This window comes from Lachnospiraceae bacterium JLR.KK008, assembly GCA_037015955.1.
Classification (GTDB): Bacteria; Bacillota; Clostridia; order Lachnospirales; family Lachnospiraceae; genus VSOB01.
Map to the genome: position 1 here is coordinate 2,543,623 of CP143548.1, position 26,159 is coordinate 2,569,781.

A 26,159-nucleotide genomic window follows, 5' to 3' on the forward strand; every position below is an offset into this window, starting at 1 on the left:
TCACTTTTTTCCTTCGGTATATTCCCTGATGCCCTGCCATTTCCTGTCTTTGTCGGAGATCGTCAGCTCCACGCCTTCCTGCAACGGCCACTCCACCCCAATATCCGGATCGCTCCACAGAAGGCCTCCCTCATCATTGGGATGATAAAAGTCCGTGCATTTATAGGCAAATTCCGCATAATCGGATAACACAAGAAATCCATGGGCAAAATGTTTGGGGATAAAAAACTGCTTTTTATTCTCCTCCGAAAGACGAACACCAAACCACTTTCCATAAGTTGCAGAACCCTGCCGCAGATCGACAGCCACATCAAACACCTCTCCCCGGACGACTCTCACGAGCTTATCCTGAGGAAAATGGATTTGAAAATGAAGCCCCCGGAGCACGCCGCCTTTGGACGCGGACTGATTGTCCTGCACAAACACCTGGTCGATTCCGGCCTCCCGGAAATCTTCATAATTATAGGTCTCCATGAAATAGCCTCTCTCATCCCCAAATACCGTAGGGGTGATGATTTTCAGTCCTTCTATGCCGCATGTTTCTACCGTAATTTTTCCCATTTTCCTCGCTCCTTACTCCGTTTCGTTCCAATAACTGATATTGAAATCGACTCTGCCTTCGATGCCGTCGATGGAACCGTTGGACGTATACTGCCAGATCTGATATTTTCCCTCATATTTGGGATATTCTCTGTATTCGGCCAACCAGATGACATTTGAGTCGAGCCTTGTCATATCCAGTTTATTATAATACCAATTTCTGGAAGCGTAAATGCCCGCACGATAACCGGCGTTCTCGATCGTCTCGCAAAACGCCTCCACCACTTCGGTCCTTGTCACCGTATCCAGACCGTCTGCCCGGCCGTTTCCGCCTGCACCCTCCGTATCGATAAAGATCGGATAATCCAGCGGTCTGCCGTCATTGAGACAGAGAACCATACTGGCCTCTTCCACCGCTTCCACCGCATTCGTCGCCTGCGTAAAGAAATACAGGCCAATCTTTACACCTGCCGCTCTCGCTCCTTCAATATTCCGGTAAAAGTACGGATCTTCCACGAGTGTACCCGTAGAGGAACCCCGGTATCCACAGCGGATAATCGCAAACTCCACACCTGCAGCCCTGGCTTTCTCCCAGTCGATGTCCTTGTTCCATTTGGATACGTCAATGCCAAAACTGCGGTTTTCTTCCGACTGCTGAATATCTGTCATCTCGGTCTTGTCGGCATCGTCAGCCGCATCCCCTGCCTCGGTATCCTCTTTTTCCGCGTCAATCTCATCCTCTGTCTTGATCAGCAGAGAGATGTCGTCGATCGGTATATATTCCACTTTTTCCTTTACATTGATAAGAAGGGGCGTGGAAGGCACTTTATAGTCTCCGACTTCCCGCAGCGCCACCTCATATTCCCCGGATGACAGATCACCGATATAGATGATGCCGTCCTGATCCAGATCCTTATATTCCTGCCCGTTCAGGGTAATAAACAGCTCTTCTCCCGTCACAAGTTCGCCGAGCTCGTTGAGCACCTGCACCCGCAGGTCCTTCTCCACCGAAGTGGCGAGCAGACTGAGCTTTTTTCCAGAATTTTCCAGCAGCTTTTCATAGTCTGTCTTGTCCTGGTCAAAGAACGTCTCATCCCCGAGAAAGGCGGAATAGTCGATCGCTTCCTCCGTCTGTCCCGACGACGGCGCGACATCCGTCTCTTTCTGCTCCGCTGCCGGCGTGCTCGTCAATATCTCCGGATCCTGCCATACATTGATGCCCACCACTGTTCCGAGAATGAGTAGCATCATCAGGACGACACAGACAACGGTGAGCGTTTTCGTCTTAGAGTCCATTGGCGACCTCTACCAGATATTTCCCGTAGTTGCTTTTCATCAAAGGCTCTGCCAGTGCAAGAAGCTGCTCCCGGGAAATAAATTTGCGCCTGTATGCGATCTCTTCGATGCAGGAGATATACATACCCTGTCTCTTCTGCACGGCTGCCACAAAATCAGAAGCGTCCAGAAGAGAATCATGATTTCCCGTATCGAGCCATGCAAACCCCCGGCCCAGCGTCTCCACATGCAGGGTGCCTCTCTTCAGATACTCGTTGTTGATACTCGTAATCTCGATCTCGCCCCGCGCGGAAGGTTTGACCTCTCTGGCGATCTCCACCACATCATTGTCATAGAAGTAGAGCCCCGGCACCGCATAATTGCTCTTTGGCTTCTCCGGTTTCTCCTCGATCGAAAGCGCCTTTCCGTTTTCATCGAACTCCACGACCCCGTATTCCCGCGGGTCCCGCACATAATAACCAAATATCGTAGCGCCTTTTTCCCGTTCAGCCGCCGCTTTCAACACACGCGAAAAGCTCTGTCCATAAAAAATATTGTCGCCAAGCACAAGCGCTGCGCTGTCTTTGCCGATAAAGTCCGCACCGATAATAAAGGCATCCGCCAGTCCTCTTGGCGTTTCCTGTATTGCATACTCAATACGCATACCGAGCTGCTCTCCGGTGCCCAAAAGTTCCTCAAATACTTTGACGTCTCTCGGCGTGGAGATAATCAGAATATCCCGGATGCCAGCCAGCATCAGTGTAGACAGGGGATAATAGATCATTGGCTTATCATATACCGGCATGATCTGCTTGGAAATTGCCTTTGTCAACGGATACAGCCGGGTCCCCGACCCGCCCGCAAGAATAATACCTTTCATTGTCTATCCTCCCAACGTGCAGAAAGAAGGATTACTGTCTCATAACCCTTCTTCTCGCATTCTCTATTTTACATCATACATTTCATCATAATATTTCTGGTAATCGCCGCTTGTCACACGCTTCATCCAGTCTTCATGTTCAAAGAACCACTGGATCGTCAGCCGGATGCCTTCCCGGAACATCGTCTCCGGCTCCCAGCCGATCTCATCCCTGATCTTATCCGGCGCAATCGCATACCGCCTGTCGTGTCCCTTGCGGTCCTCCACATACGTAATCAGGTCTTTGGACACCAGCGCTTTTCTCGAGTCGCTGTCTGGCAGCATTTCCTGCAGCGTCTCGATGATGATGTGGATGATCTCGATGTTCTGCTTCTCATTATGTCCGCCGATATTATACGTCTCAAACAGACGCCCTTTTTCCTGTACCATGTCGATGGCTTTGGCGTGGTCCTCCACATACAGCCAGTCGCGGACATTTTTTCCATCCCCGTATACGGGGAGCTTTTTCCCGTGGAGCGCATTGTTGATAATCAGCGGTATCAGCTTCTCCGGGAACTGATACGGTCCGTAATTGTTGGAACAGTTCGTAATGTTCGCCGGAAACCGATAGGTGTCCATATAGGCTTTCACGAGCATGTCCGAAGAGGCTTTGCTCGCGGAATAAGGGCTGTGAGGCGCATAGGGTGTCGTCTCATAGAAATAGCCGCCATCCTCTTCCAGAGAACCGTAGACCTCATCCGTAGACACATGCAGGAAGCGTTTTCCTTCCCGGAAACTGCCGTCCGGCAACTCCCAGGCCTCCTTCGCACAGTTAAGCATTACAGCCGTGCCAAGCACATTGGTCTGCACGAACACTTCCGGGTTTTTGATACTTCTGTCCACGTGACTTTCCGCCGCGAAATGAACGACTCTGTCGATGTCATTTTCCGCAAAGATTTTGGAAATGGCCTCTTTGTCGCAAATATCCGCCCTGACAAACGTGTAATTGTCCCGTGACTCCAGCTCTTTCAGATTTTCCAGATTGCCCGCATAGGTGAGTGCGTCCACATTGATGATACGGATCTCATTGTCGTACTTCCGAAACATATAATGAATATAATTTGAGCCAATGAAGCCCGCACCACCTGTTACCAAATACGTTCTCATGTTTGTCCTCCTGTGACGCCGCGACGCGCCAGTTTTACTTTTTACACACTATTTCATGTCTTTTCATACAAGGGCAACAACCCGAAAAATGTTCCGCTTTCCACATTAACCCATATAGCTGAGATTCATATCCACATTTCCGCTGATTCCGCTTACCTTTCCTTTGGACGTATACTGCCACATATCATATCTCGTGGCTTTATAAGTCGGCGCCGCCGCATACTGTGCCAGCCAGATCTTGTAACCGCTGAGAGAAGCAGTATTCATCTTGCTCTCAAACCATGTCTTATTGGCATAGATACCCGCCGTATAGCCGCCGTTCTGGATCGTCCTGCAAAAGGCATTGACGACTGCGGTCCTTGTATTTCTGTCCAGTCCGTCCGCGCGTCCTCCGCTCGATTCCACATCGATAAAGACCGGATAGGAGAGCTTATGCCCTTTGATCAAGTTGAGCACCATGGATGCTTCCTCTACCGCCTCAACTTCGTTGACAGCCTGTGTGAAGAAATATACGCCGACTTTGATGCCGGCCGCCGCCGCACCCTGGATATTGGCCTTGAATTTCGGGTCCTGGATGAGTGCGCCCGTGGAAGAACCACGGTATCCGCAGCGAATGATCACATAATTGACGCCGGAATTTTTTACCGCTGTCCAGTCGATCGTGCCATTCCATTTAGATACGTCAATACCCATTATACCAGAACTGGAATTTGTTGCCAATGCTCCGTCGCTGCCAAATACATATTTGGCACCCTGAATGATCTGTTCTCCTGTGACAGGATTGCCGTTTTTGTCATAATAATACGTCTTGCCGTCGATCGTCTGCCATCCTGTATATTTATATTTTACATTTTCCAGTTTTTTATAAAATTTATCCGCTGTATAATAGTCTGCCAGAACAGCCTCTACATATTCACCTTTTTTGTTTTTAATGTAAAGCTGGTTTCCGTCCTTGTCCTTTAACTTCGCTGTCGTATCTTTTTTCGGATTTAAAGTGACCGTCAGCTTGCAGGTCGCCGTCGCCGACGCTCCGCCGGCATCTTTGGCCGTCACGGTAAGAACCGCCTCTCCGGCCTCCAGACCGGTGACTGTCGCTTTTTCCGCATTGCTCTCCACCTTGGCGATCTCTTTTTTATCGACCGCAAAACTATAGGTGACAGCCCCATTCGCATTTGTTGCCGTAGCTTTCAGTTCCTTTGTATTTTCCGTATATAATTTTACACTTTCCGTATCCAGTGTAACAGTCAATGCGCTGGCCTTTGTGACCGTGACTTTGCACACGGCGCTCACATTGCTGTCCTCTGCGGAGACAGCCTTAACGACAGCCGTTCCTTCTGCCACCGCCGTCACTTTACCGTTTTCCACTTTGACAATCTTGTCGTTGTCACTGGACCAGTTTACGGTGCCTTTTGATGTTGTCGCCGTCAGAGTCGCCGTGCTTCCGACCGGGATTGACAATTCATTCTGGTTCAGCGTCACTGTGACCGCATCCTTTTTGACTGTAATGCTGCAAGTCGCTTTGACATTACTGTCCTTTGCGGAGATAGCGCTGATCGTCACCGTGCCCTCTTTTAATCCGGTCACTTTGCCGGAGCCGTCCACCGTAGCGACTGCCTTATCGCTGCTGCTCCAGTTGACGCCTTTGTCCCCGTCAGAGAGATTTTCTCCCTCTACTTTTGCAGAAAGAGCTACCGAACCGCCAATCTTGATCTCCGATGCCCCGGAGATCGTCACTGCCGTCACTTTCGCCGCAGGTTTTTCCGGCTCCGCCGGTTTCTCCGGTTCTGCCGGCTTTTCCGGATCTTTCGGTTTCTCCGCTGGTTTTTCCGGTTCCGTTGGTTTCTCTGCCGGTTTTTCCGGTTCCGTCGGTTTCTCTGCCGGCTTTTCCGGTTCTGTCGGTTTCTCCGGCTCTGCCGGTTCCGTTGGCTCCGTCTCTTCCGGCGGCATCTCAGTCTCTTTTGACTGGTCGCTGCCTGTGACTTCGTCCCCGCCTTCCAGTGTCATTGCCCGAAACAGGCTTCTTCCTCTCACGGATGCGGAAGGATCCGGTATATCCTTCTTGTCGATCTCTTCATATTCCGCGCCGCTTCCCTCTGTCCCGTCGCTGCCGATCGCCGTTTTGGTAGACTCCACCCACTCCACGGTATCTTTCAGCGCCGGTGCGGACTCCGGCTCCTGCACGGCCGTATCTTCCTTGGCCACATTAATCTGAGCCTCTGTCTTGATCTCATCCGCCACGTCGATCTGCTTATATTCAATCTTATCTTTTACCGTAACGCTGACGGGCGCTGTCGAATACTTGTAACCGTCCAGACCGTCCGTCTCCACAATCGCCACTTCATATTTCCCCGGCGTCAGTTCCGTCTTATAGATAATACCGTCTTTGTCATCATCCTCATAGGTGACGGTCTTGCCGTCCGGGCCTTTGACGCTGGCCTGGAACTTGATGCCGGAGATCAGTTTGCCGCCGGCACGGTTCATAAACTTGATCTTTAAGTCTCTCTGTACGGAAGTGAGATTGAGCAGCACTTCGTTTTCCACTGCCTCTTCTTCCGTCTCCTCTTCGGTCTCTTCTGTTTCCTCTGTCTCTTCGAGCATCTCCGAATTCATGGCTGCCACTTCCGCATCCGTTACGGCGATCAGACCACTCTCTCCGGTCAGACTGACTGCCCCCAGATCTTCTCCCAGCTCCGCAAAAGCCGCTACCTGATCGTCCATGCTCTTCGCCGACACATAAACGCTTCCCGTAATGATCGCCATCACAAGTACGATCACCCCTGTGGAGACAATAATCCTGTCCCCTGCGCTCATCTCAGCTGCAGTCCCACAGATATTTTCCCAGAACAGCATCAGGAAATTTTCTTTTTTCCGTCTTTTCTTTTTCGATGCGGCTGCACTGCTTTTCTTCGCACGTGGCGCTTTCTCAGACGTCATTTTTGCCGTCCTGGTTCTCTTCCCCTCATCCCGGTGCCCGGCATCATACTTCGCTTTGGATTTCTTTTTATCTTTTGTATGTTTATCGAGCTCTAACTCGTCCAAAAAATCTAATTCATCGTCAAAATCTTTTCTCATTTTGGCTTTTTCTCTCTCCTCCCTTTTTTTGTAATTGCTTAACAATTCTGCAACATTATAACATCACATAATTGATACTTCAAGAAAAATCGAACCTTTCCACCAATTCCCACCCTTCTTCGACAAAGCAGGAAAAGTTGCATCCACACTGCCGGACACAGAAAAAACCACCGTACAGAACTGCCACTCCCTTCCTGTGCGGTGGTATCTTATATGACAAATATGTTACAAAATATTTCATGCCCTAATATCAGTCTAGTTGCCTTCCATGCCGCTTTCTTCATTGGAAGCCTTATGCAGACTGCCGTCCTTTTTAATAAAAAAGTCGTCGATATTCTTCTTGATCTCCTCATGCGGCATACTCTTCAGGAGATACCCCGCCGGCTTGAGCGCGATCAGCTTACTGAGCCTCTCTTTGTCAACCGTACCCGACAGAAAAATAACGGGAACGTCAGCCATACCGATTTCCGAACGAATCATCTTCAGTAGCTGTCCGCCGTCGCAGTCCGGCATGTTATAGTCGAGCAGCACAAGATCCGGCCGCTCCAGCACCAGGCATCGGATCGCAGATACCCCGGACTGTGCAAGCGTGACTTGATAATCATTCTGAAGCAGTCCTTTCAGCAGCTGACGGATCGTCTCGGAATCGTCAACGACAAGCACTTTCTTTTTTCTGATCTTTTTCTCCTGCGCAGTTTTCTGCAGATATTTTGATACTTCTTTGACCGCATTGTCCGCCTGAATGGTAACGCCTTCTTTTTTCCGTGCCATATGCGGCGTCATGGAACAGTACGCAAAATATCCGACTCCCGTATTGAATAAGAGACTGTGCTGCGGAAGCTGTCTCTCAAACATTTTTTCGAATTGTTCGTAAGTCAGCAGGTTTTCACTCTGCAATTTATAACATTCCTCCGATGGAAACTGCTCAATGATACATTCCACAAACTGTCTCGCCGTATATCTCACGGCGTTCATCACCGTAACGCTCAATTTATTTGACTGCTCGCCCATAATTTTCCCGACCGTCTCAAGCAGCAGCTTTTCTTCAAATATCAGGACCACGTCCCGCTGCCTTCCCTGATCACTGTCATATGTGAGCCGGTAGTAGATCCCTTTGCCAAACTTCTCACCGCCGTAACACTCGGTGACAAGCCGGGCTTCCAGCTGGAACATGCTCTCCAGAAGACGGAGGATCACCTGCTTGACCGCCATCTGCTCATCCGCCGGCAGAAGATTTGTCCATTTACTGACCTTGCCTCCTGCGATCGCCTGATCTTCCGTCAAAGTGTGTCCGATCAGCCATCCGGCGCAAACCCCCATAAAATGATCGATCGCCTCCTTGGAGTACCTGCTCCTTTGCAGCTCCTTTTCAAGAGCCGGGATTGTCCACAGACGAAAATCTTCATGAAGACGCTTGTGTGTCTCAAACCCTTCATAAGAGATGGACGCCATGTAGGCCTCTTCCTCCGCAAAATGTTTCATCGCATGATCTTTAAAATATTTGATCCCTTCCTGACAGACCCAGGGCCTCTTGTCCTCGTGTTCGGCATAAGTAAACAACTTGTTTACGATGCCGAAAAGTTTCTGGTGTTCTTTGTCAATAAATTTCACTCCGATATTAAATCGGTCTTCCCATACCAGTTGATTCCCCATACAATCCTCCTTGATCACGATGCCGCCAATATGCCGCATTATTTAAAAATTTTATATCAAATTTTGTCGATTTTTAATATAATATGTAGTTTTTGCAAAAAAGAACCTGCCTCACTCTCAAAAAAACGCATTTTTTATAAAGTAGTCAGATCTTCGTCCCATATAATATATACTATAAATATAGAAGATTTGCAACAATATTTGGAAGACTTAGCCATCCTGGAGATAAAATGAAATCGATAACACATTTACAGGTAGAATACGACCATCCCGGTCAGAATGCACAGCGTACCGGCCACTTTCTTTTTTGTCATTTTTTCCCCAAAAAAGATCCTACTCAACACGAGCACCATCACATATCCAAGCGATTCAATGACCGGCCCGTTCTTGTAATCCATCTGCCGAAACGCCAAAACCGTGAGAAACATAGAGAGAAACAGCATCCCATATCCTGCAATCACATAAGGATTCACGTATTCCCGCCAGAAAGAATCATACGTTTTCATTGCGCTTTTTTTCAAAAGCAGCTGTGACGCGGAAGCAACAGCCACCGACAAAAGATAGAGCTGAAAATAGGGATTCATACGTTCTCCTCCTTCAAATCGAGATTGACGATCACCGTGCCTGCGATGACGAGCAGGACACCGGCCACGTTGCTGACCGTGATCTCGTCATGAAAGATCAGTACTGCCCACACCATCGACCAGACGAGCACCATCGCCCTGTTCGCGTAGGCGGCAGACAGTTCAAACCGTTTGATGACCTGCTGCCAGAGTATGGCATAGACACCGAGTATCACGATCTCGGTCCCGTAAAACAGGCAGAACCGCCATGAAAAAAGCGGCTGCGCAGCAGCCAGCTTGGCCGCAATACTGGAACCTGTATAGATCATAATCACGATCTGCAAAAACAGAATGTCTTTGATCGTGATGCCTTTTTTCTTTTTCTCTTTCACGCATCTTCCTCCTCTTATCCGTCCGGGCAAACAGCCGCCGGGAAATCGTTCTCTTTAACTGTACACAGAAACCGCCTGAAAATCAACTTTTGACTTTATAGATTCTTAAATTGATAATAAATGGCAAATGTAATATAATAAGCCAATAAGAATTTGCGTGTGCAGGAGGTCGCCATATCATGTTTTCGTTAAAAAGTCCCTCAGAATGTATCCGCCATGTGGAAAAGACTCTGTCAAAAGAACAGAAAACAGCTTTTCTCAGTACCTTCCTCATTGGCTTTTTCTGTCATCTGTTTATTATTACCAATTCTCTGTATAACCATGACGACATCCGCTATCTCTATGTCACCTTTGACAAGCCGGAACTCGGCCGCTGGCTGCTGACCTATGTGGCAGGGATCTCTTCCTATTTCAGTCTGCCCGTCGTCAACGGGATTCTGGCGCTGATCTATGCCGGAATTGCCAGTATGGTGATCGTACGTATGTTTGATATGAAAAATAAGGCTGCCATCATCCTCATGTCCGGCCTGCTGATCACGTTCCCTTCCGTGGCGACGATCTACTCTTTCATGTTTGCCATTGATCCGTTCCTGTTCAGCTGTCTGCTCGGCACGCTGGCCGCCTATTTTGTCACCCGCACGCAGCGCAGATACGGCTGGCTGACCGGCGCCGTACTATTATGCTGCAGCGTTGGCATCTATCAGGCCTATCTGTCTTTCACCTTACTGTTAATGCTGTTATTTGCTGTCCTGATGCTCTTACAGCCGGAGAAATATGACGATCGGACAATCAAAGCAATGATCGTCCGTTACCTTCTCATGCTCAGCCTCGGTATGGGCGCCTACTATATCGGAATGATCGCCACGCTCAAACTGAAGCATACACAGCTGAGCTCTTATCAGGGAATCGACGACAGCTCTGTCCCCGGACTTTCGGAGATCCGCACCCGTATCATCACAGTCTTTCGTGATTTTGTCGACTTCTTCCGCCCTGGTCAGGTACTGGCCTTTAACAGTTGGATGCGGATTGCGCTGCTGGTTACGGTCGTGTTACTGTTGTTCTTTTTCTTTGTCTTTTATCTCAGACAGCGCCTGTACACGAACGCAATGCGGACAACCCTTCTGCTGCTTTGTCTGATCTGCATTCCGCTGTCAGCCAATGTTTTTTATCTGATCTCTTCCGGTGTGACCATCCATATGTTGATGCGGCATGGGTGGTGTCTGCTTTTTATCGCCGTACTCATCTTCTATGAGAAAACGGCCCCTTACCTGGCAGTCAACCGGCAAAAGCTGCTGGAATGGATCTGCATCCTGTCCTCTCTGCTTGTTGTCTGGAATTATATACTGCTCACGAACATTGCATATTTTAACATGAATTTCCGTTATGAGAAGACATACGCATTATGCCTCAACATAATGGACAAAATAGAACAGTCCGAGGATTATGACAGCCACCGCCCTATCGCCTTCATCGGCAATTACAGCAAAACTTATAAGATGGAAGCCGTCAAAGATCTGCTCGATCCTATGGTCGGAATGAGCGGTCCAAGAGTCTTTGGCGGTTCCAGCAGATGCTATCTGCCATTCATTCAAAACTGTCTCGGTGAAGATATTACCGTTGTCACACCGGAAGAGGAAGCTGCACTGAAAGAAACGCCGGAATTTCAGGAGATGCCCCGTTACCCGCATGACGGCTGTGTGCGGGTGATCAATGATGTGACTGTAATAAAACTCAATGATGATTAACCTTTATTAATTTGCTGACAGGAGTATATAGAATATATGAAAGAAGATGAGAACAGAACCGACCTGTATATGATCGATCTCTCAGACGTTGATGACATAGATCTCGACAGTACGGACCCAGAAATTTCCGCTCAGCCTCCCAAAGTCCCTTCTCATACACAGAAAGCGGCCCCGGAAGCTGTCCGGAAACCACGCAAACGTCCTGCCGACGCCCGAAAAACGACCTCCGGCAAAGCCAATGGGCATAAATCCGGCGCTAATAAATCCGGGACGAACGGGACAAAAAAGTCCGGTTCCAAAAAGACGGGCTCAAAAAAATCAGGTTCTTCCAAGGCTTCCTCCCGCAGGAAAAAGAAGAAAACCCAAAAGATAAAAGCCACGTATATCCATTTGGCTTTCACCGGTCTTATCATACTGATCGCCATCGTGGCCATCGTCAAGCTCGTCCTCTGGAACCGTGGGCGGGAATCCGAGTACGACCCTACGGAAGATACCTCCCAGTTTGACATGGAGCCGGAAGATCATCGTGTTCCACTGACTTCCTCTGCCGTCGCTATGCAAAAAGATGATGGCATCACGACAATCCTTCTTCTCGGCAACGGCACACTCGCCAAGACAAAGGGAGAGGAAAGCAGTATTGGAAAGCGTCTGGAAACGCTCACCGGCGGTAAAGTATATGACGCCAGTCTCGATCATACGTACCTTTCCGTAAAAAATGCTTCTTATGATCCTTCGTATCCCACCGATGTATTCAGTCTCTATTGGATGTCGTACTGTATTTCGTCGGGAGAATTTGCGCTTCTGGAAGATACCGCAAAGACATGGGAAGGAGATGACAGTGTCAGGGAAACGGTGGACATGCTCAAAGAGCTCGATATGGGCGACGTCGATGTGATCACGATTCTGTATGACTCACATGACTATGAAGACAAGAGGCTGCTGTCGAGTCCTTATGACGACACCCTGCCCGTTACCTGCTGCGGCTGTCTGTATCAGTCCGTAAAACTATTAAAAGAAGCCTTTCCCCATATCCGTATTATCATCTCCTCCCCGTATTTCTGTTATGTGGAAGACGAGAACGGGGAGCAGCAGGACAGCGGTATGCTTGACATGGGACAGGGCAGTCTGGCGGACTATATGATCGCCTATAAAAACATCGCTGTCGGCGCAGGTGTCTCCTACATCGACAACTATTACGGCACCGTCACACCGGAAAACTATGAGCAATATCTCGAGGACGACAAAGAACATTTAAATGAGGCAGGGCGAAACGCCATCGCCGAGCGGATCGCCGGTTTTATCGGTACTCAGCAGGCTTCCCAATGAGCCGGCATGGTTCCGTATCGTTCCGCGCCACACAGGACTGCCGCATCTGTTAATTTGACCGGTTCCTGCAAAAAAGGGACGACAAAATGCCGGTACGCACCGCACCAAAGACAGCCAGCGGCACATAAATCAGCGCGCAGATACCTGTCAGAATCAGAAAATGATCGATCTGTACAATGCGAAAGATATACAGTATCACAGCATACACTGCCATGTTCACAGCAAACAGCAGTGTATGTTTTTTTTGCCAGAACGAACCAAAGATACGCCTGACAGCCGCCCCACAGACAAACATGCCGACCGCTGTGACGAGAAGCGTTGCCGCAGCCGTGCCTGTCAGCGACCACCGCTGTGTGAAAACGACGCACAGCAGCGCCTGCGACGCCAGCATTCCCACGGAAAGCCATGCCAACAGTTTCTTGCGGTCAGCAGCGGAAAGAATCATGGAAAAGATCAGCGTCATCCCGAGAAAGGCGATGGCGAAGATCAGCAGCGCCAGCGCATTTTCCCCTCTCCGGTAGCTCGGCCTGTAAAAGAGCGCCAGTATATGCCCGGAAGCGGCGGAAACAATCGTCACGATCGGCAGAATCAGGCCAAGCACAAGTCCCAGTACATCGGCAATTTTCTCTCTCGCCTCCTCTATTTTTCCCTGCATATAATTGCCGGTTACAATCGGCAGCACGACCGTATAAAAGGCGGTCAGCAGATAATATGGTATCTTGGCAAAATTGGCGACGCCCGTGTAATAGCCGACGGCCTCATTGTCTCCTGACACCCTCTTTAAGATCAACGTGTCCAGATTCATCATAAACGTCGATGCGCCAAATAACAGTAAATAACTGGCCGCCGTCTTCACATACTCGCTTCGGTCCATCTGTTCATCGGTATCATAAAAGGACAAACGGATCTTCCACACTCTAAGAGCCGAGATCGCTGAGATTACAACCGCCGCAAACAAGAATCCCATCTGCGTTCCGAGAATCGGATCTGTGAACACAATACAGACGGCCGGAATCACACTCAGTTTCAAAAGCGGATAGAGGATGCTCGTGCCCGCCTCTGCGCGAAAATCTTTATGACCATTGAGAATCCCGAGCATCAGAGAATACAGGCCCGTAAACGGAAGCAAAAGCGCAACATTGCGGATATAGGGCGTCAATGCCCGATCCCCGAGCAGCCGCGCGATCACAGGCGCGCCGCCATATGTGCCGATAAAAAAGAACAGGACAATGCCTGTCTGAAACAAAAGCCCCGTACGGATGAGATCTTTCTCCTCATAACGCTCCATGGATATGGCTTTTGCCATCCCCTGCCGCACACCGTCCGTAAAAAAGATATATTCAAAATTCATTATTGTGATCACCGTTCCCACAATACCGTATTCTGCTTCCGGCAGATAACGCCCCAGAAAAAAGTGCATCGTATAACTTCCGACGACAAACGATATTTTGCTGAGCAGATGAAGAATGATCCCTGTATACATATGTTTCCTTCCACGGCGCCTCTGCGCACGCTCTATTGAATTTTTTGTTTCTTATATTATAATAATAACAGTCAGGAGGTACTCGCCATGAGAAAAAAGAAATTGCTCGTCACCGCATCCACCTTTCCGCGCTGGGCACAGGACACGGAACCACGGTTTATATTAGATTATTGTATCGGTCTGAGCAGATATTATGATGTCACGGCGCTCGTTCCCGCCGCCATCGGCGCCGCCGACCGTGAAACGCTGGAAGGCATTCCCGTCATCCGCTACCATTACTTTCCGCTCCATAAGTGGGAGACGCTCTGCTATCCCGGTGCAATCGTTCCCCGCATCAAAGAAAAAAAGAGCCGGATCTTACTCGTTCCCTTTTTGCTGCTCGCCCAGTTTCTGGCCGTGCGCCACTATGAAAAAGACTTTGACATCGTCCACGCCCACTGGCTCATCCCGCAGGGGATCATCGCTTCCTTTTGCAAAAAGCCGTTTCTCGTCACCGGGCATGGCGGAGATGTCGGTGAGCTAAACGGCTCTGTCTTCTATCTGCTGAAGAAGCGCTGTCTGAAAAGGGCAGCCGCCGCTACCGTCGTCTCCGCACATCTGAAGAAACTGTTAAAAGAAACCTACGGTTACACGCGCGCAGCCGTGATCCCGATGGGCTGTAACACCTCATACTTTTCACCCGCCCGGAGAACGGACAACTTCTTTTCACAGGGAGAGCGGAAAGTAATCCTCTTTGTCGGCCGTCTGGCGGAGAAGAAAGGAACCGCCTATCTGATCAGAGCTATGAGTCAGGTCGATGCGCTGCTCGTCATCGTCGGCAGCGGGCCGCTGGAGTCTGCCTGCAAGTCGCTCGTGCGTGAACTGCATCTGGAAGATAAGGTACGCTTCCTCGGCCCGAAACCTCACACTGAACTGCGTGCCGTCTACGCCAGCGCCGATATATTCGCTGCGCCCTCTGTCACTGCCAGAGGCGGTGACGTGGAAGGGTTCGGCCTTGTCATTCTGGAGGCGATGGCTTCCGGCCTGCCCGTCATCGCCAGCCGCTCCGGCGGTATCACCGATCTGATCACAGACGGCCAGAACGGTCTGCTGGCGGAGGAACGCAACGTCGACCAGCTCGCCGCCCATCTGAGCAGACTGGTTGCTGACGAAGGCCTTCGCCGCACATTATCCGCAGCCTCTCTGCAGACGGCCGCACGCTTTGACTACTCTGTCATCGCCGAAAAGTATCACGACATCATGGAACAGATGATCTGAAATCAGGTTTCCCTTTCCGCCTGTCTGTCGTCCACATCCGGGCGACGCGGGCCGTCATATTCCAACCGGCGCAGATGATACTGCACGTCTTCCAGTATTTTCCGGTTGGCAGCGATCACGTCCGCCTGCAGCCCGATGATAAATGTCATGAATCCCATAATCATCAGCGTGCAGGCGAGAATAAGCGACTGCACATGCCCGGAACCGCCGACCGTAAAATAAAAGCACAGGAAACGGATGCCGATACCAAGCCCGATCAAAAACGGTACCGCGCCGACCAGCGTAAAGAAAAACATCGGCCGGTACATCATAAACGCCCGCAGGATTGTGAGCATGGACCGCTTGACATAGGATGCCATACTCTTAAACAGCCGCGACGAACGCAGCTCGGGATTCGTGCGGATCGGTACCGAGGTGATGGCCATCCGGTTCCTTCCCGCCTGGACGATCGTCTCCAGCGTGTACGTATATTCGTTGACGACATTCATATGCATGGCGGCGTCCCTGCTGAATGCCCGGAAACCACTGGGCGCATCGGGGATGTCTGTCCGGGAAGCCTTGCGCACGACAAAGCTGCCCAAATGCTGCAGCTTCTTTTTCAGAGGAGAGAAATGCTCCGTCTCATCGATTGGCCGTTCGCCGATTACGACCTCCGCCTTTCCATCCAGAATCGGACGGATCAGTTTGCTAATGTCCTCGCCGCAGTACTGATTGTCCGCATCCGTGTTGACGATAATATCCGCGCCCTGGCGCAGCGCCGCGTCCAGCCCGGCCATAAATCCACGGGCCAGCCCTTTGTTTCGCGGAAAGCTGACAATATGATGCACACCCCAGTTTCTTGCCACTTCCACCGTATTATCCTCACTGCCGTCATTGATGATCAAATATTCGATCTCATCGACCCCGTCGATCTGCCGCGGCAGGTCGTTGAGCGCAATCTCCAGCGTTTCCGCCTCGTTCAGACAGGGGATCTGAATGATCAGTTTCATATACTTATGCCTCCTCTTCCCACGACTCGCTCAGACTGATCTCATGAAGAGACAGCTTCAGTCTGTATTCCACATAATTGAGCGGAATCGGCGTCCATGGATTTGTAATATTGAAATAATCGAGATAACTCAGATGATTCCAGTTCGTATATACCTTGTTCACAGTGAGCGCGCCGTCCTGCCAGTTCTCATCCGCCTCCATCTTTTTCTCCAGTTCCCCCTCATAGTCGAGATAATAGACATTGCGGTAGCGCAGAGACAGTTTCCCAATCTGCCCCCGCAGATTTTCATCGGCATAATACACATCACAGCCCGTCAACAGTTTCACTGGAAAGATGAATACGATCTGCTGCTCGTCCGGACCGACGATAAAGGCATCTTCCGCCGTAATGTCCTCACAGACATCCCCCAGCACTTCCCACTCGCACCGCGTGTGATCCTTCTGCGTGCGCAGTCCCAGATCATAGGGAAGGAAACTCACAAACGCCAGCACAAGCATACCGGCGGCAAACAGACGCTGCCTTCTGCCCGTTCCTGTCTCCTCCAGCAGCCTTCCTGCAAGCAGAAAGACGATGCTCAAAAAAATGGTCACATATCTGGCATAATAATAATAGAACAACACATCCAGCCGCATAAACGAAGAATAGGCGATCACACAGTAGAAAAACAACAGGGTCAGCGCCGCCGTATCACTGCGCCGCAGCGCCTGTTCCGGTTTCCAGAACAGGAAGACAAACAGAAACGGGATCAGTACCAGTCCCGTCATATAGAGATAAGTGCTGATCTGCAGATATTCAAAATAGCGGACATACTCCGCCTGGATCACCCCTTTGTATACAAAGAACAGCGCCGAGACCAAAAGCAGAACACGGATGCCCCAGCGACAGAGCTGTGCAAACAGACGGCTCTGGCCGGCCTTGCACCGGATGCTCTCCGCAAAGGCAGCTCCTTTCCCGCTCATCAAAAAGACGGCGCCGCCGCCGAGCACAACGCACAGGAGAAGGATCACAGGTTTGATATTGTTTTCATTAATGATCTGCCGCGATATTTTCCAGAGTACATTGTAGTTGCCGTATGAATAATACGGCGCAATCGCAAATGACCAGAACGCGCTCAGCGCATAACCGGTCAGTGTGCCGATCACCGACACAAGCCAGCCCTTTTCCCCGTCTGTAAAATACATGACGAAAAGCACGATGATCAGGATTGGCATAAAGACATAAATGCTGATATGGGAGAAGGCAAAGGCCGTCAGCGGAATCCAGGCCATCCAGGCATTTTTCCGCTCACCGGTGAGGATCAACAGAAAGACCGCAAAGATCACCGCCAGACCCACTTCCGTCAGCGACGACTTGGAGCCCCATAAAATGATCGGACTGAACGCCGTCAGCAGTGAGAGCAGGAAACAGGTAACGCGCCGCAGTTTCATCTGCTCCGCGATAAACCAGACGAGAAAGATCAGACAGATATACAGCACTGTCTGCACGCCGATCATCTGCGCATAGCCAAACAGGATTCCCCAGAGAGCAAGAACCGCCGAGTACGTCGGCAGGCCATGGATTGTTCCGATGATACGGTCAAAATTCGCCGCATCTGTGTCCGTCTCCTCAATGACCCGCGGCAGATAAAGATTGTTCTGCCCGTAGACGAAATCCAGATATTTCTGCCGTTCCTCGTCCGTCTCCAGCTTTGTAAACTCCTCCATCTCCATATAATTATGCGTATCATACGCCATAAGCGCAAGCGCTTTCACCTGATAGGTACCCTGATCCTGCCCCATACTATAGAGCTCGAACTTGTTCCATGTAAACGGAAGCGCCAATATGACTACGAGAAGCGGCAATGCACAGGCGCGCACATCCCAGGTCACATCAGGTCTGAGCGCCTGCCAGAACGTGACGGAGCCGGTCCCTGCGCCTGACGCGGTCTCCGGGCCGCCGCCCGCCGAATCCGCAGACGGGCTCTCACCTGCATTTTCCATAGACTGTCTCCCGTTCGCGGCTGCTGCGCGGCGAAACTCCCGCCTAATCAAAGCTGCGTCTGCGGCCGCCTCCAGTGCGAGACAGACTGTCAGCACCTGGACAAAGTCAAATACGTCCGCCCAGAAAAATCCTGCGCTGACAACCGTATACAGGAAGAAAAAACTGCAGACAGTAAAGACAGCGAGTCTGACAAGGCCGATACCCGGTCTGGCTTTGGCGATCATACAGGCACATAACCATATATTAGCGATACATAACAAAAGAATCATAGTCCCTCCAAAAGCGACGCATATGTCATATTATTCTCCGGCAATCAAAATGCTGCCGTCCGTATTGCTGCGATACTGCGCCACAAAGTACAGATCACTGCCATCATAGGCCTTCGTAAAGTCATAAGGCTCTTTCGTATAGCCGTTGAGCCAGCACACAAACGTGTAGCCTTCTTTTACGGGGGGCAGCGGCTCCTCCAGCACATCTCCCACAAGTCCTTCCACATAGGATATGTACATATCTGCATCTCCGCCGTCCAGATAAACTTTCTTAGACTCACGGCCTTCCACCCACAGTCCGGTGAGATAATACTCTCTCGTACTGATAAATGCTTTGAGCTGCTCTATATGATCCGCATATTCCCGGGCCCGGGCTTCCTGATCTCTGCCTTTATTCCTGTCCCAGCGCACACCGTCCATAAGCGCACTCGCCTCAATCTGCGCCGCCAGTGCATCAATCTCCTCGTCTTCCAGTTCCTTCAGAAGCGGCAGAAATGTTTCCGCATAGGTTTTCCGGACCGCGCTTTGAAACTCATCTCTCTCATAGAGCCGATACCAGATCGAAAAATCATCCATCGGCAGCGCCGCGAACAGCCCGTATGGACTGACACTGCTGATGTAGTTCTGATTTGTCAGCGGACTCATGATCGGATTGCCCAGACTCATATCATAATCCCACACGGGGCCTGCGTAAAATCTGCCGTCCACACGGTCCGTGTCCTTGTAAAAATACTGGCTTGTCGACGAAGCATCATAATTGCGGACAATCTCTTCCACGAGATACTTTCTGACAAAGCTCTCCGCGTCAATATAATCCGTATAGTGCAGTCCCGTGCCCGGATTGACGCCGTCCTCCGCATAGAGCGCATCCTCAAATGTCTGCCAGCAGCCGGCAATATACTGCACCTGTGCTTTATCGGCATATTTGGGCCGCTTCACTGTCACGGGCTGACCATGGCTGGTAATAAAAAAGCTGGCGCTCTCATAAATCCGGGACGGCCGCTCGATCTCCAGCAGATAACCGCCGGTTATATCGTCCGTGCCGACCTGCGTCTCATATCCCCGGTAAGCAAGCCCGTTCGCCGTCTGTTCGATACCGGCCTGCTGCGGATCTTCTTTGGCGAGCAGTGCCCGGCCTGCCAGATCCCGCTCCTCCGGCGTCGGTTCATATAACGTAAAATCTTCCAGATTGCGGACCGCCACCCGCTCGGGACCGATCTCCACTTTCTCGCTGATCTGATAACAGCCCTGATATTCTCCGTTCAGATACAGATCGACAAACCCGCTCTCCGGAGAATAGGCCATCCCGGCCCGGGTTGCCATATCATAAGTAACTTTATTGCGCAGCAATGTCTTGTCGGACCAGTTACTGAGAAGATTCCATTTGACGGCCCCGCCCATACCGAGGAAATCGGTAGCGCTGCTCATTGCCATCTGATACGGCTTCTTGACCCAGTCAGCCGACGTATTGCCCCGCACACGCAGCCCCTCGGCAATCCCTTCGGTCAGTGCTCTGCCCTCTCTGTCTACGAGCAAGACATCGATACCGCTCTGCTCTTTGCGGGGCTGCTCTGCCAGTCCTTCCAGCTTTTCATCTTCCATCTCGATGAACAGTGCGGGAACCTGATCTGCCGCCACCACTTCCAGCGGATAAATTTCCTCTCCCACACCGAGCAGATACTCTCCTTCCCGCAGGGCATCGGTCCTTCCGCGGGAGAGACGGATATTGCCCTCCTCCGGGAAACTGTCCATCTCATTGACCCAGAGCCGCAGCCTCTCCCCGCCTCCGCTCCACAGCTTCAGACTCTCCCCTTCCTGCCAGAACGACGGCAGAAAGAGATAATATTTGCTTTCTTTTTCATTCCACCAAAAAGAGATCGTCTTCGAGCGGAAACGGGAGAAGGGCACCGACACATAGAGCTGTCCCGCCTGTTCCTGCCACCGCTTCCCTCCCGGCCAGACAGCGCTTCCCACTGCTCTGTTGCCATAGAATGTCATGCCTGTGATCAGCGTCAGCAGAGAGAGAACCGCCACCGCCAGACAGATAGTTTTTCTTCTCATCTCTACCCCTTACCGGTCAACGATAGTATTCCCGAAACCATGTCACGAACGCAGACAACCCTTCCTCGATCGAGGTATCCGGGCGGAACCCGAAATCTCTCATCAGCTCCGACACATCCGCGTACGTCTGATAGACATCCCCCGGCTGCATCGGATAATACTCCTTCTTTGCCTCTCTGCCCAGGCACTGCTCCAGCACGGTAATGAAATCCATCAGCTTTACCGGCTTGTTATTGCCGATATTATAGATCTTATAGGCGATTCCATTTTCATTTTTCTGCGGAGGATTGCAGAGAATATTGTACACACCTGTCACAATATCATCGATATACGTAAAATCGCGCAGCATATCGCCGTTATTATAGATAGGAATCGGTTCCCCGTTCATGATCTTTTTGGCGAATTTAAAATATGCCATATCCGGCCGGCCCATGGGACCATAGACTGTAAAAAATCGCAGACCTGTCACCGGGTAACCATACAGCTTACTATAAGCATGCGCCATCAGTTCGTTCGACTTTTTAGTCGCCGCATAAAGGCTCACCGGCCCGTCCACCTTATCCTCCGTCGAAAAAGGCACTTTCTCGTTGCCGCCGTACACGGAACTGGAAGAAGCAAACACAAGATGTTCGACGCCATAATGGCGACAGCCCTCCAGAATGTTGAAAAATCCCACCAGATTGGAAGACACATAAGCATCCGGATTGTCAATGCTATAGCGTACACCTGCCTGGGCGCCCAGATTGACCACGATCTGCGGAGCGTATGTCTCGAACAGGGAAAACACTGCCTGTTTATCCGCCAGATCCCCCTTCACGAACGTATAGGCCGGAAATTGCTTCAAAATCTCCAGCCGCGCTTCCTTCAGGGACACCTCATAATAATCGTTCATATTGTCGAACCCGATAACTCTGGCTCCCTTTTCCAGCAGCCGCTTTGACAGGTGGAAGCCGATAAACCCGGCTCCTCCCGTGATCAGATAAATTTTTGCATTGTCAAAAGCATTCATATTGCTCCTCCTGTCAGTCAATCTGAATTTTTATTCTGTCTGCGTATAAAAGTCCTCCCTGTCCGGATCAATCAGGGATTCAAATTCCGCTTTCTTCTCTTCCGCAAATTCTGCCCGGTCAAAAATATAAATATCATAATTTTCCACCGTAGTCAGATAACTGAATTCATATTTGTCGATCGGTTTGGTGCCCACAACAGGAGTGCCCGTGCGCAGCACGATATACTCCACCCCCTGTGCTCTGGCATAGTCGGTGATCGCATAGGAACGGACCGGATTGGACTCCATCGCCTCATAGAGAGGATTGTTGCTCCAACCGTCCACAAGCGCCTCTCTGCCATAGGCAAGATGGATGGACGCATCATACTGACGGATAAACTGTAACATCTCACTCGGCACGACCGCTTTGACTTCTCTGTCATCCACGTGCATGACATCCGCCACGGAAATGACGGAACCCGGCAGATGATAGAGGTTTTCCGCCCGCGTGACCATGGGGTTTTGGTAGATCAGACTGCCGCTGCGCACGATAAATAAAAGAAACAAAATACTGACTATGATCCGCTTTCGCCTTGTCTCGATCTGACTGACCGCCCGGGCCGCCGCATAGGAGACAATCATCCCCATGGGAATGAGCCACAGGAGCCGATAATAGACTTGCGAATCGAGAAAAATGTGCATCGCGGCCCAGGCAAAAAACGGAAAGAAAAACAGTGCAATGATCCCTGCCGTCAGATAGACGAACAGTGCTCTGACTTCCCCCCGCTCCTCGGTGACCCACAGATACAACACCGCTGCCATTACAAGCAGCGTCAGCATACTGCTGCCGCCATAATTTTTATAGATCGTGACAGTCGTTCTGATCACTTCATCCATCGCGTTTTTCATCCTTTCGTGTTTCCCTGTCCCGGGCGGTCTCTATTTTAAAAACAGATACAGCAGCCCGAAAAAGATACTCGGCACAATGCAGGCTCCCGCCTGCACGATGATCAGTGCCTTTTTCTTTACGGCCGCAATCATCACTGCGGCCATCAGGATCAGTACAGGTACCGTAAAGATACCGGTACTGGTCGTAAAGACGGTACAGAGCACGATGACAAAGAGCATCGCCCATTCTCCGACATCCATCTCCTCCTTTGCCATGAACAAAAGCCACAGAAACACCACCGGGACCATCAGATTGGGGAACATGGCCTTGCCCTGAGAAGTCCGCGTATAAATAAAACTCTCCGCCGCGTAAATGGAAATATTGCCAAACAGATACCAGACATTCAAAAACAGCAGAAACAGCCATTTATTTTTCCGCTGATGCGGAAACAACTGGGAACCAACCTGACCATAAATTTCATACATCAGAAACAAAAACAGACTGCTGATATAACTGTGACAGATGATCGTCACATGGATACCGCTCACCTCGGACAGCCAGGCCATGAAAATCGGCACACATGACAGTGCATGTCTCACATCCAGCTCCCCGTTGGCGCCGTAATAAGGCGTGAACCGGTACATCGTATCCGTATGCTGGCTTGTCAGGGAAGTCGCTACAAAAAAAGCATCGTCTCCGTCCAGATACTGCATGTAAAAGGCAAAGACAAGCTGCATGACAATCAGCAGCACGACAAGCCCCATAAGCGCCAGCTGCCCTCTCTCCGGTCTCGCCTCTCTCAGCTTTTTCAGACAGACTGCCACACTGTTTCGTCCCATAAACAGAAAGAACACGGCCAGGACGCCGATCACGATCGTATAACACTGGACGACCAGCGTAAAGGATGCTTCACAGACGATAAAGGGCACGGCCAGAAGCTGGAATACGCCAAACATCATCATCCATCCGCTCAGCCATACCATGCCAAACGATTTATGTTCTTCCTTCATGAAATGGACCGGAAACAGTCCCATGCAAAACGGCAGCACCCATGTGCATACTGCCAGCAGTCCGATATGCAGCCACATGATCGTCACTCACTTTCTCCAAAAAGTGCATCATAGTCATACGCATCTATCATGCTTTTCATCTTTCTCAGCTCTTCCTCGTAGTTCTCTCTGGTAATCCTGTGCTCTCCGCTGACAAAACACTCTGTCATATAGCGATTGATACTCTGATTGTAATGGCTCGCATCCGCATACAGATCCAGATCGACGACGACCTCTTCCAGAGTTGGAAAAAAGAACAGCTCGACGTTATCGTATGCTAACAGTTTTTCCATAAAGTACCGATATTCATACATAACCGCGTCCATTTGATTGTTGCGGACATATTCATACCAGTACAAAATACTGTATGGCGGAAAAAATATTGTAAACTGCGTCTGCGGATGTGATTCGATCACAGGCAGGATATTCGCCTGCAGATTGGCATCCAGTCCTTCGATAAACAGATCCTCCGGGAAGAAAGCATCGTTATCCTCCGGTATGGTATAATGTTCCAGCACATAAGCCCGACTGTAACAACCCTGAAGCTGTGGCTCCGAACAGTAGACGCTGCTTAAGTCTGTCGGCTGCCCCTCTGCCACCGGTTTGAGAATATAGTCGAGCAGTACGTCCTTATTATACCAGTAATTGACATCGCTAAACAAATTGGAGTCGTGCAGATGCGCAGGATGCGGATATTTCGTCTCCTGTGTGCCGCCCGTATAGGAGGCAAGATCGACGCCGATAAACACCCGCTTCAGTTCCTGCCTGCTCTCGTCCACCCGTTTCATGATAATATGAATGTCCCGCGGATAAGCGCCATTGTAACTGAGCTTGACCATCTTCAGTCCCATCTGCTCTGCAAACCAGTCTGTCTCGAAATTGACAGTCATGGAAGAACCGAGCATCACACTGTCATATTCCATATGCCACGCCATCCCCGGATTCTGATTGAGCTGATTATCAATCTGATAGGGGAACCGTTCCAGTGGCCTGTGATAATGAAAAAACGGGTCCACAATGATCACAAGTCCCGCGATACTGCCCAGACCAACCAATATGAAACTGCCTGTCATACGAAGCCATCGTTTGTAAGTCATCATTTCCATATCCGTTAAAAATTAAAATACAAAAAGGTACTGACTTCCGAAAAAGAGACGAGCGACCAGAGATATAATACTACAATGAAAATCGCATTCCCGGCCGTCGGCCTGAATGTGTCGGTCTTCTCCTTTCCGTTTCTACAGCATAGCAGCATGATCCAGGCCGCCGCCATATAGCAAAACATCAGCACATAGTCACAGAGCACTCCACTTGCAAATGCACCGCTTCCGGCGGCGTCCAGATGCAGCAGCTTGAACAGATAAAAGAATTCCGGTGTCCGGAACTGCCCGGCAAAGGCCGCCGGCACACCGGACAGCGTATAGTCCCCTGCAACCTTGCCGAGCAGCTGCAGTACCTGTCCGATGCTGTCCGCCCTGAAAAATACCCAGAATATCTGTACACAGATCATCGTCGCCGCCCAGGTGACAAACCGGGGCAGCTTTTCGATCGTTGCCTGATAGCGCTTTGTCAGCACATAGGCCCCTCCGTGAAGTGCACCCCAGCAGACAAAGGTCCACCCCGCGCCGTGCCAGATGCCACTGACCAGATATACCAGAAACAAATTACCATATGTACGCAGTTTCCCTTTCCGATTACCTCCAAGCGGAATATAAACATACTTTGTAAAAAAACGGGTCAGCGTCATATGCCACCGTTTCCAGAAGTCGACCATATTGACCGCTTTGTAAGGTGAGAGAAAATTGACCGGAATCTCAATATTGAACATCAGCCCGATTCCTCTCGCCATATCACAGTATCCGCTGAAGTCAAAATAGAGCTGCACCGAATAACTCATGATCATCCAGACCGCAGCGAGTCCGTTCAAGCTGTCCATGTTCTCAAATCCCCAGGAGACCGCCCTGCCGAACATGTCCGCGACCAGCACTTTCTTCGCCAGACCACAGACAAAGACATAGACCCCTTTGGAAACATTTTCCTCGTTCCATTTCTTTTTTGTCACGTCCTGAAACTGGCCGATCATTTCGTCATGGGTTACAATCGGTCCTGCAATAAGTTGAGGGAAAAATGTCACAAACAGCGCGTAGTCGATAAAAGAATCGTTTTTCGTCTCCCCGCGGTAGGTATCCACCAGAAAGCCCACCTGCTGAAACGTGAAAAAGCTGATCCCGAGCGGCAGCAGCACATGCTGCAGCGGCAGATCCGCATGAAACGCCAGATTGATATTCGTTACAAAGAAATCAAAATATTTATAATAAAACAATACGCCAAGATTAGCTGCCACTCCCGCCGCCGTAAGATACAGATCTCTCCTGCGTCTCTGCGGCCGGCCCCGGTCACCGAGAAGCACACGATACAACCCGTAATTGCCCAGAATGCTGCCAACGATAATCGGCAGATAGTGGACATTAAACCACGCATAAAACCAGAGTGACATCGCCGTCAGCCACAGTTTGCCCCATTCATATTTTCTGGCAGCGCCACAGATATAATAGCCTGCCAGAGCGAGCGGCAGAAACAACAACATGAAAATATAGGAA

20 protein-coding genes are annotated in these 26,159 nt (G+C 50.3%); 3 read left to right on the forward strand and 17 right to left on the reverse strand.

All coding sequences use genetic code 11. The features are described from left to right. The 8 genes from rfbC to V1224_12775 form a co-directional block, all read right to left on the reverse strand. A complete protein-coding gene (rfbC, locus tag V1224_12740; protein WWR15329.1) occupies nt 1–561 on the reverse strand; it encodes a dTDP-4-dehydrorhamnose 3,5-epimerase in 561 nt (186 codons plus the stop codon). A 12-nt stretch (nt 562–573) separates the two neighbouring features. Then, on the reverse strand, nt 574–1,836 hold the full coding sequence (locus V1224_12745; protein WWR15330.1) for a glycoside hydrolase family 25 protein: 1,263 nt from the start codon (nt 1,834–1,836) through the stop codon (nt 574–576). Next, nucleotides 1,826–2,695 carry a glucose-1-phosphate thymidylyltransferase RfbA gene (rfbA, locus tag V1224_12750; protein WWR15331.1) on the reverse strand — a complete coding sequence of 290 codons (870 nt, stop codon included), beginning with the start codon at nt 2,693–2,695 and terminating at the stop codon, nt 1,826–1,828. The genes V1224_12745 and rfbA overlap by 11 nt, the downstream gene beginning before the upstream one ends. Before the next feature lie 63 nt (nt 2,696–2,758). Continuing rightward, nucleotides 2,759–3,841 (reverse strand): dTDP-glucose 4,6-dehydratase, encoded by a 1,083-nt coding sequence (gene rfbB / locus V1224_12755; GenBank protein WWR15332.1) that lies wholly within the window; start codon nt 3,839–3,841, stop codon nt 2,759–2,761. A 105-nt stretch (nt 3,842–3,946) separates the two neighbouring features. Then, nucleotides 3,947–6,913, reverse strand: coding sequence for a GH25 family lysozyme (locus V1224_12760; protein ID WWR15333.1), 2,967 nt, complete (start codon nt 6,911–6,913; stop codon nt 3,947–3,949). A gap of 255 nt (nt 6,914–7,168) precedes the next feature. Then, on the reverse strand, nt 7,169–8,566 hold the full coding sequence (locus V1224_12765) for a hemerythrin domain-containing protein (protein WWR15334.1): 1,398 nt from the start codon (nt 8,564–8,566) through the stop codon (nt 7,169–7,171). Nucleotides 8,567–8,814: 248 nt separating this feature from the next. Further along, nucleotides 8,815–9,150, reverse strand: a complete 336-nt coding sequence (locus tag V1224_12770; GenBank protein ID WWR15335.1) for an EamA family transporter — start codon at nt 9,148–9,150, stop codon at nt 8,815–8,817. Continuing rightward, nucleotides 9,147–9,521: a transporter gene (locus V1224_12775; protein WWR15336.1), complete on the reverse strand. Its 375-nt coding sequence runs from the start codon at nt 9,519–9,521 to the stop codon at nt 9,147–9,149. Before V1224_12775 ends, V1224_12770 begins: the two co-directional genes overlap by 4 nt. 179 nt (nt 9,522–9,700) lie before the next feature. On the opposite strand from V1224_12775, the gene V1224_12780 reads away from it, so the two are divergent. Together V1224_12780 and V1224_12785 are read left to right on the forward strand one after the other, a co-directional pair. Next, nucleotides 9,701–11,266: a glucosyltransferase domain-containing protein gene (locus V1224_12780; protein WWR15337.1), complete on the forward strand. Its 1,566-nt coding sequence runs from the start codon at nt 9,701–9,703 to the stop codon at nt 11,264–11,266. A 36-nt stretch (nt 11,267–11,302) separates the two neighbouring features. Further along, complete coding sequence (locus V1224_12785; protein WWR15338.1) at nt 11,303–12,592, forward strand: SGNH/GDSL hydrolase family protein; 1,290 nt, start codon at nt 11,303–11,305, stop codon at nt 12,590–12,592. A gap of 49 nt (nt 12,593–12,641) precedes the next feature. On the opposite strand, the gene V1224_12790 is transcribed toward V1224_12785, so the two are convergent. Then, nucleotides 12,642–14,075 carry an oligosaccharide flippase family protein gene (locus V1224_12790; GenBank protein ID WWR15339.1) on the reverse strand — a complete coding sequence of 478 codons (1,434 nt, stop codon included), beginning with the start codon at nt 14,073–14,075 and terminating at the stop codon, nt 12,642–12,644. Between the two features lie 87 nt (nt 14,076–14,162). On the opposite strand from V1224_12790, the gene V1224_12795 reads away from it, so the two are divergent. Then, on the forward strand, nt 14,163–15,332 hold the full coding sequence (locus tag V1224_12795; GenBank protein ID WWR15340.1) for a glycosyltransferase: 1,170 nt from the start codon (nt 14,163–14,165) through the stop codon (nt 15,330–15,332). Between the two features lie 2 nt (nt 15,333–15,334). On the opposite strand, the gene V1224_12800 is transcribed toward V1224_12795, so the two are convergent. Genes V1224_12800 through V1224_12835 form a run of 8 tightly spaced genes read right to left on the reverse strand, consistent with a single transcriptional unit; the run spans nt 15,335 to nt 26,146 of the window. Further along, nucleotides 15,335–16,321, reverse strand: coding sequence for a glycosyltransferase family 2 protein (locus V1224_12800; protein ID WWR15341.1), 987 nt, complete (start codon nt 16,319–16,321; stop codon nt 15,335–15,337). Between the two features lie 4 nt (nt 16,322–16,325). After that, a complete protein-coding gene (locus V1224_12805) occupies nt 16,326–18,572 on the reverse strand; it encodes a hypothetical protein (GenBank protein WWR15342.1) in 2,247 nt (748 codons plus the stop codon). 30 nt (nt 18,573–18,602) lie between these two features. Then, nucleotides 18,603–20,633 (reverse strand): CotH kinase family protein, encoded by a 2,031-nt coding sequence (locus V1224_12810; protein WWR15343.1) that lies wholly within the window; start codon nt 20,631–20,633, stop codon nt 18,603–18,605. Nucleotides 20,634–20,649: 16 nt separating this feature from the next. Then, nucleotides 20,650–21,642: an NAD-dependent epimerase gene (locus V1224_12815; GenBank protein ID WWR15344.1), complete on the reverse strand. Its 993-nt coding sequence runs from the start codon at nt 21,640–21,642 to the stop codon at nt 20,650–20,652. Nucleotides 21,643–21,672: 30 nt separating this feature from the next. Further along, nucleotides 21,673–22,530: a hypothetical protein gene (locus tag V1224_12820; GenBank protein ID WWR15345.1), complete on the reverse strand. Its 858-nt coding sequence runs from the start codon at nt 22,528–22,530 to the stop codon at nt 21,673–21,675. 30 nt (nt 22,531–22,560) lie between these two features. After that, nucleotides 22,561–23,598 carry a DUF6077 domain-containing protein gene (locus tag V1224_12825; GenBank protein WWR17486.1) on the reverse strand — a complete coding sequence of 346 codons (1,038 nt, stop codon included), beginning with the start codon at nt 23,596–23,598 and terminating at the stop codon, nt 22,561–22,563. Nucleotides 23,599–23,603: 5 nt separating this feature from the next. Continuing rightward, complete coding sequence (locus tag V1224_12830; GenBank protein ID WWR15346.1) at nt 23,604–24,659, reverse strand: hypothetical protein; 1,056 nt, start codon at nt 24,657–24,659, stop codon at nt 23,604–23,606. A gap of 11 nt (nt 24,660–24,670) precedes the next feature. Further along, on the reverse strand, nt 24,671–26,146 hold the full coding sequence (locus V1224_12835) for an MBOAT family O-acyltransferase (protein ID WWR15347.1): 1,476 nt from the start codon (nt 26,144–26,146) through the stop codon (nt 24,671–24,673). Between the last annotated feature and the right edge of the window lie 13 nt (nt 26,147–26,159).

What these genes read in the sequence shown, in the direction of transcription:
- V1224_12825 (WWR17486.1), bottom strand. Translation starts at nt 23,598, where the DNA reads ATGTGGCTGCATATCGGACTGCTGGCAGTATGCACATGGGTGCTGCCG.
- V1224_12745 (WWR15330.1), bottom strand. Translation starts at nt 1,836, where the DNA reads ATGGACTCTAAGACGAAAACGCTCACCGTTGTCTGTGTCGTCCTGATG.
- V1224_12830 (WWR15346.1), bottom strand. Translation starts at nt 24,659, where the DNA reads ATGATGACTTACAAACGATGGCTTCGTATGACAGGCAGTTTCATATTG.
- V1224_12800 (WWR15341.1), bottom strand. Translation starts at nt 16,321, where the DNA reads ATGAAACTGATCATTCAGATCCCCTGTCTGAACGAGGCGGAAACGCTG.
- V1224_12790 (WWR15339.1), bottom strand. Translation starts at nt 14,075, where the DNA reads ATGTATACAGGGATCATTCTTCATCTGCTCAGCAAAATATCGTTTGTC.
- V1224_12780 (WWR15337.1), top strand. Translation starts at nt 9,701, where the DNA reads ATGTTTTCGTTAAAAAGTCCCTCAGAATGTATCCGCCATGTGGAAAAG.
- rfbC (WWR15329.1), bottom strand. Translation starts at nt 561, where the DNA reads ATGGGAAAAATTACGGTAGAAACATGCGGCATAGAAGGACTGAAAATC.
- V1224_12810 (WWR15343.1), bottom strand. Translation starts at nt 20,633, where the DNA reads ATGAGAAGAAAAACTATCTGTCTGGCGGTGGCGGTTCTCTCTCTGCTG.
- rfbA (WWR15331.1), bottom strand. Translation starts at nt 2,695, where the DNA reads ATGAAAGGTATTATTCTTGCGGGCGGGTCGGGGACCCGGCTGTATCCG.
- V1224_12765 (WWR15334.1), bottom strand. Translation starts at nt 8,566, where the DNA reads ATGGGGAATCAACTGGTATGGGAAGACCGATTTAATATCGGAGTGAAA.
- V1224_12815 (WWR15344.1), bottom strand. Translation starts at nt 21,642, where the DNA reads ATGAATGCTTTTGACAATGCAAAAATTTATCTGATCACGGGAGGAGCC.
- V1224_12835 (WWR15347.1), bottom strand. Translation starts at nt 26,146, where the DNA reads ATGTTGTTGTTTCTGCCGCTCGCTCTGGCAGGCTATTATATCTGTGGC.
- V1224_12820 (WWR15345.1), bottom strand. Translation starts at nt 22,530, where the DNA reads ATGAAAAACGCGATGGATGAAGTGATCAGAACGACTGTCACGATCTAT.
- rfbB (WWR15332.1), bottom strand. Translation starts at nt 3,841, where the DNA reads ATGAGAACGTATTTGGTAACAGGTGGTGCGGGCTTCATTGGCTCAAAT.
- V1224_12785 (WWR15338.1), top strand. Translation starts at nt 11,303, where the DNA reads ATGAAAGAAGATGAGAACAGAACCGACCTGTATATGATCGATCTCTCA.
- V1224_12805 (WWR15342.1), bottom strand. Translation starts at nt 18,572, where the DNA reads ATGATTCTTTTGTTATGTATCGCTAATATATGGTTATGTGCCTGTATG.
- V1224_12795 (WWR15340.1), top strand. Translation starts at nt 14,163, where the DNA reads ATGAGAAAAAAGAAATTGCTCGTCACCGCATCCACCTTTCCGCGCTGG.
- V1224_12770 (WWR15335.1), bottom strand. Translation starts at nt 9,150, where the DNA reads ATGAATCCCTATTTTCAGCTCTATCTTTTGTCGGTGGCTGTTGCTTCC.
- V1224_12760 (WWR15333.1), bottom strand. Translation starts at nt 6,913, where the DNA reads ATGAGAAAAGATTTTGACGATGAATTAGATTTTTTGGACGAGTTAGAG.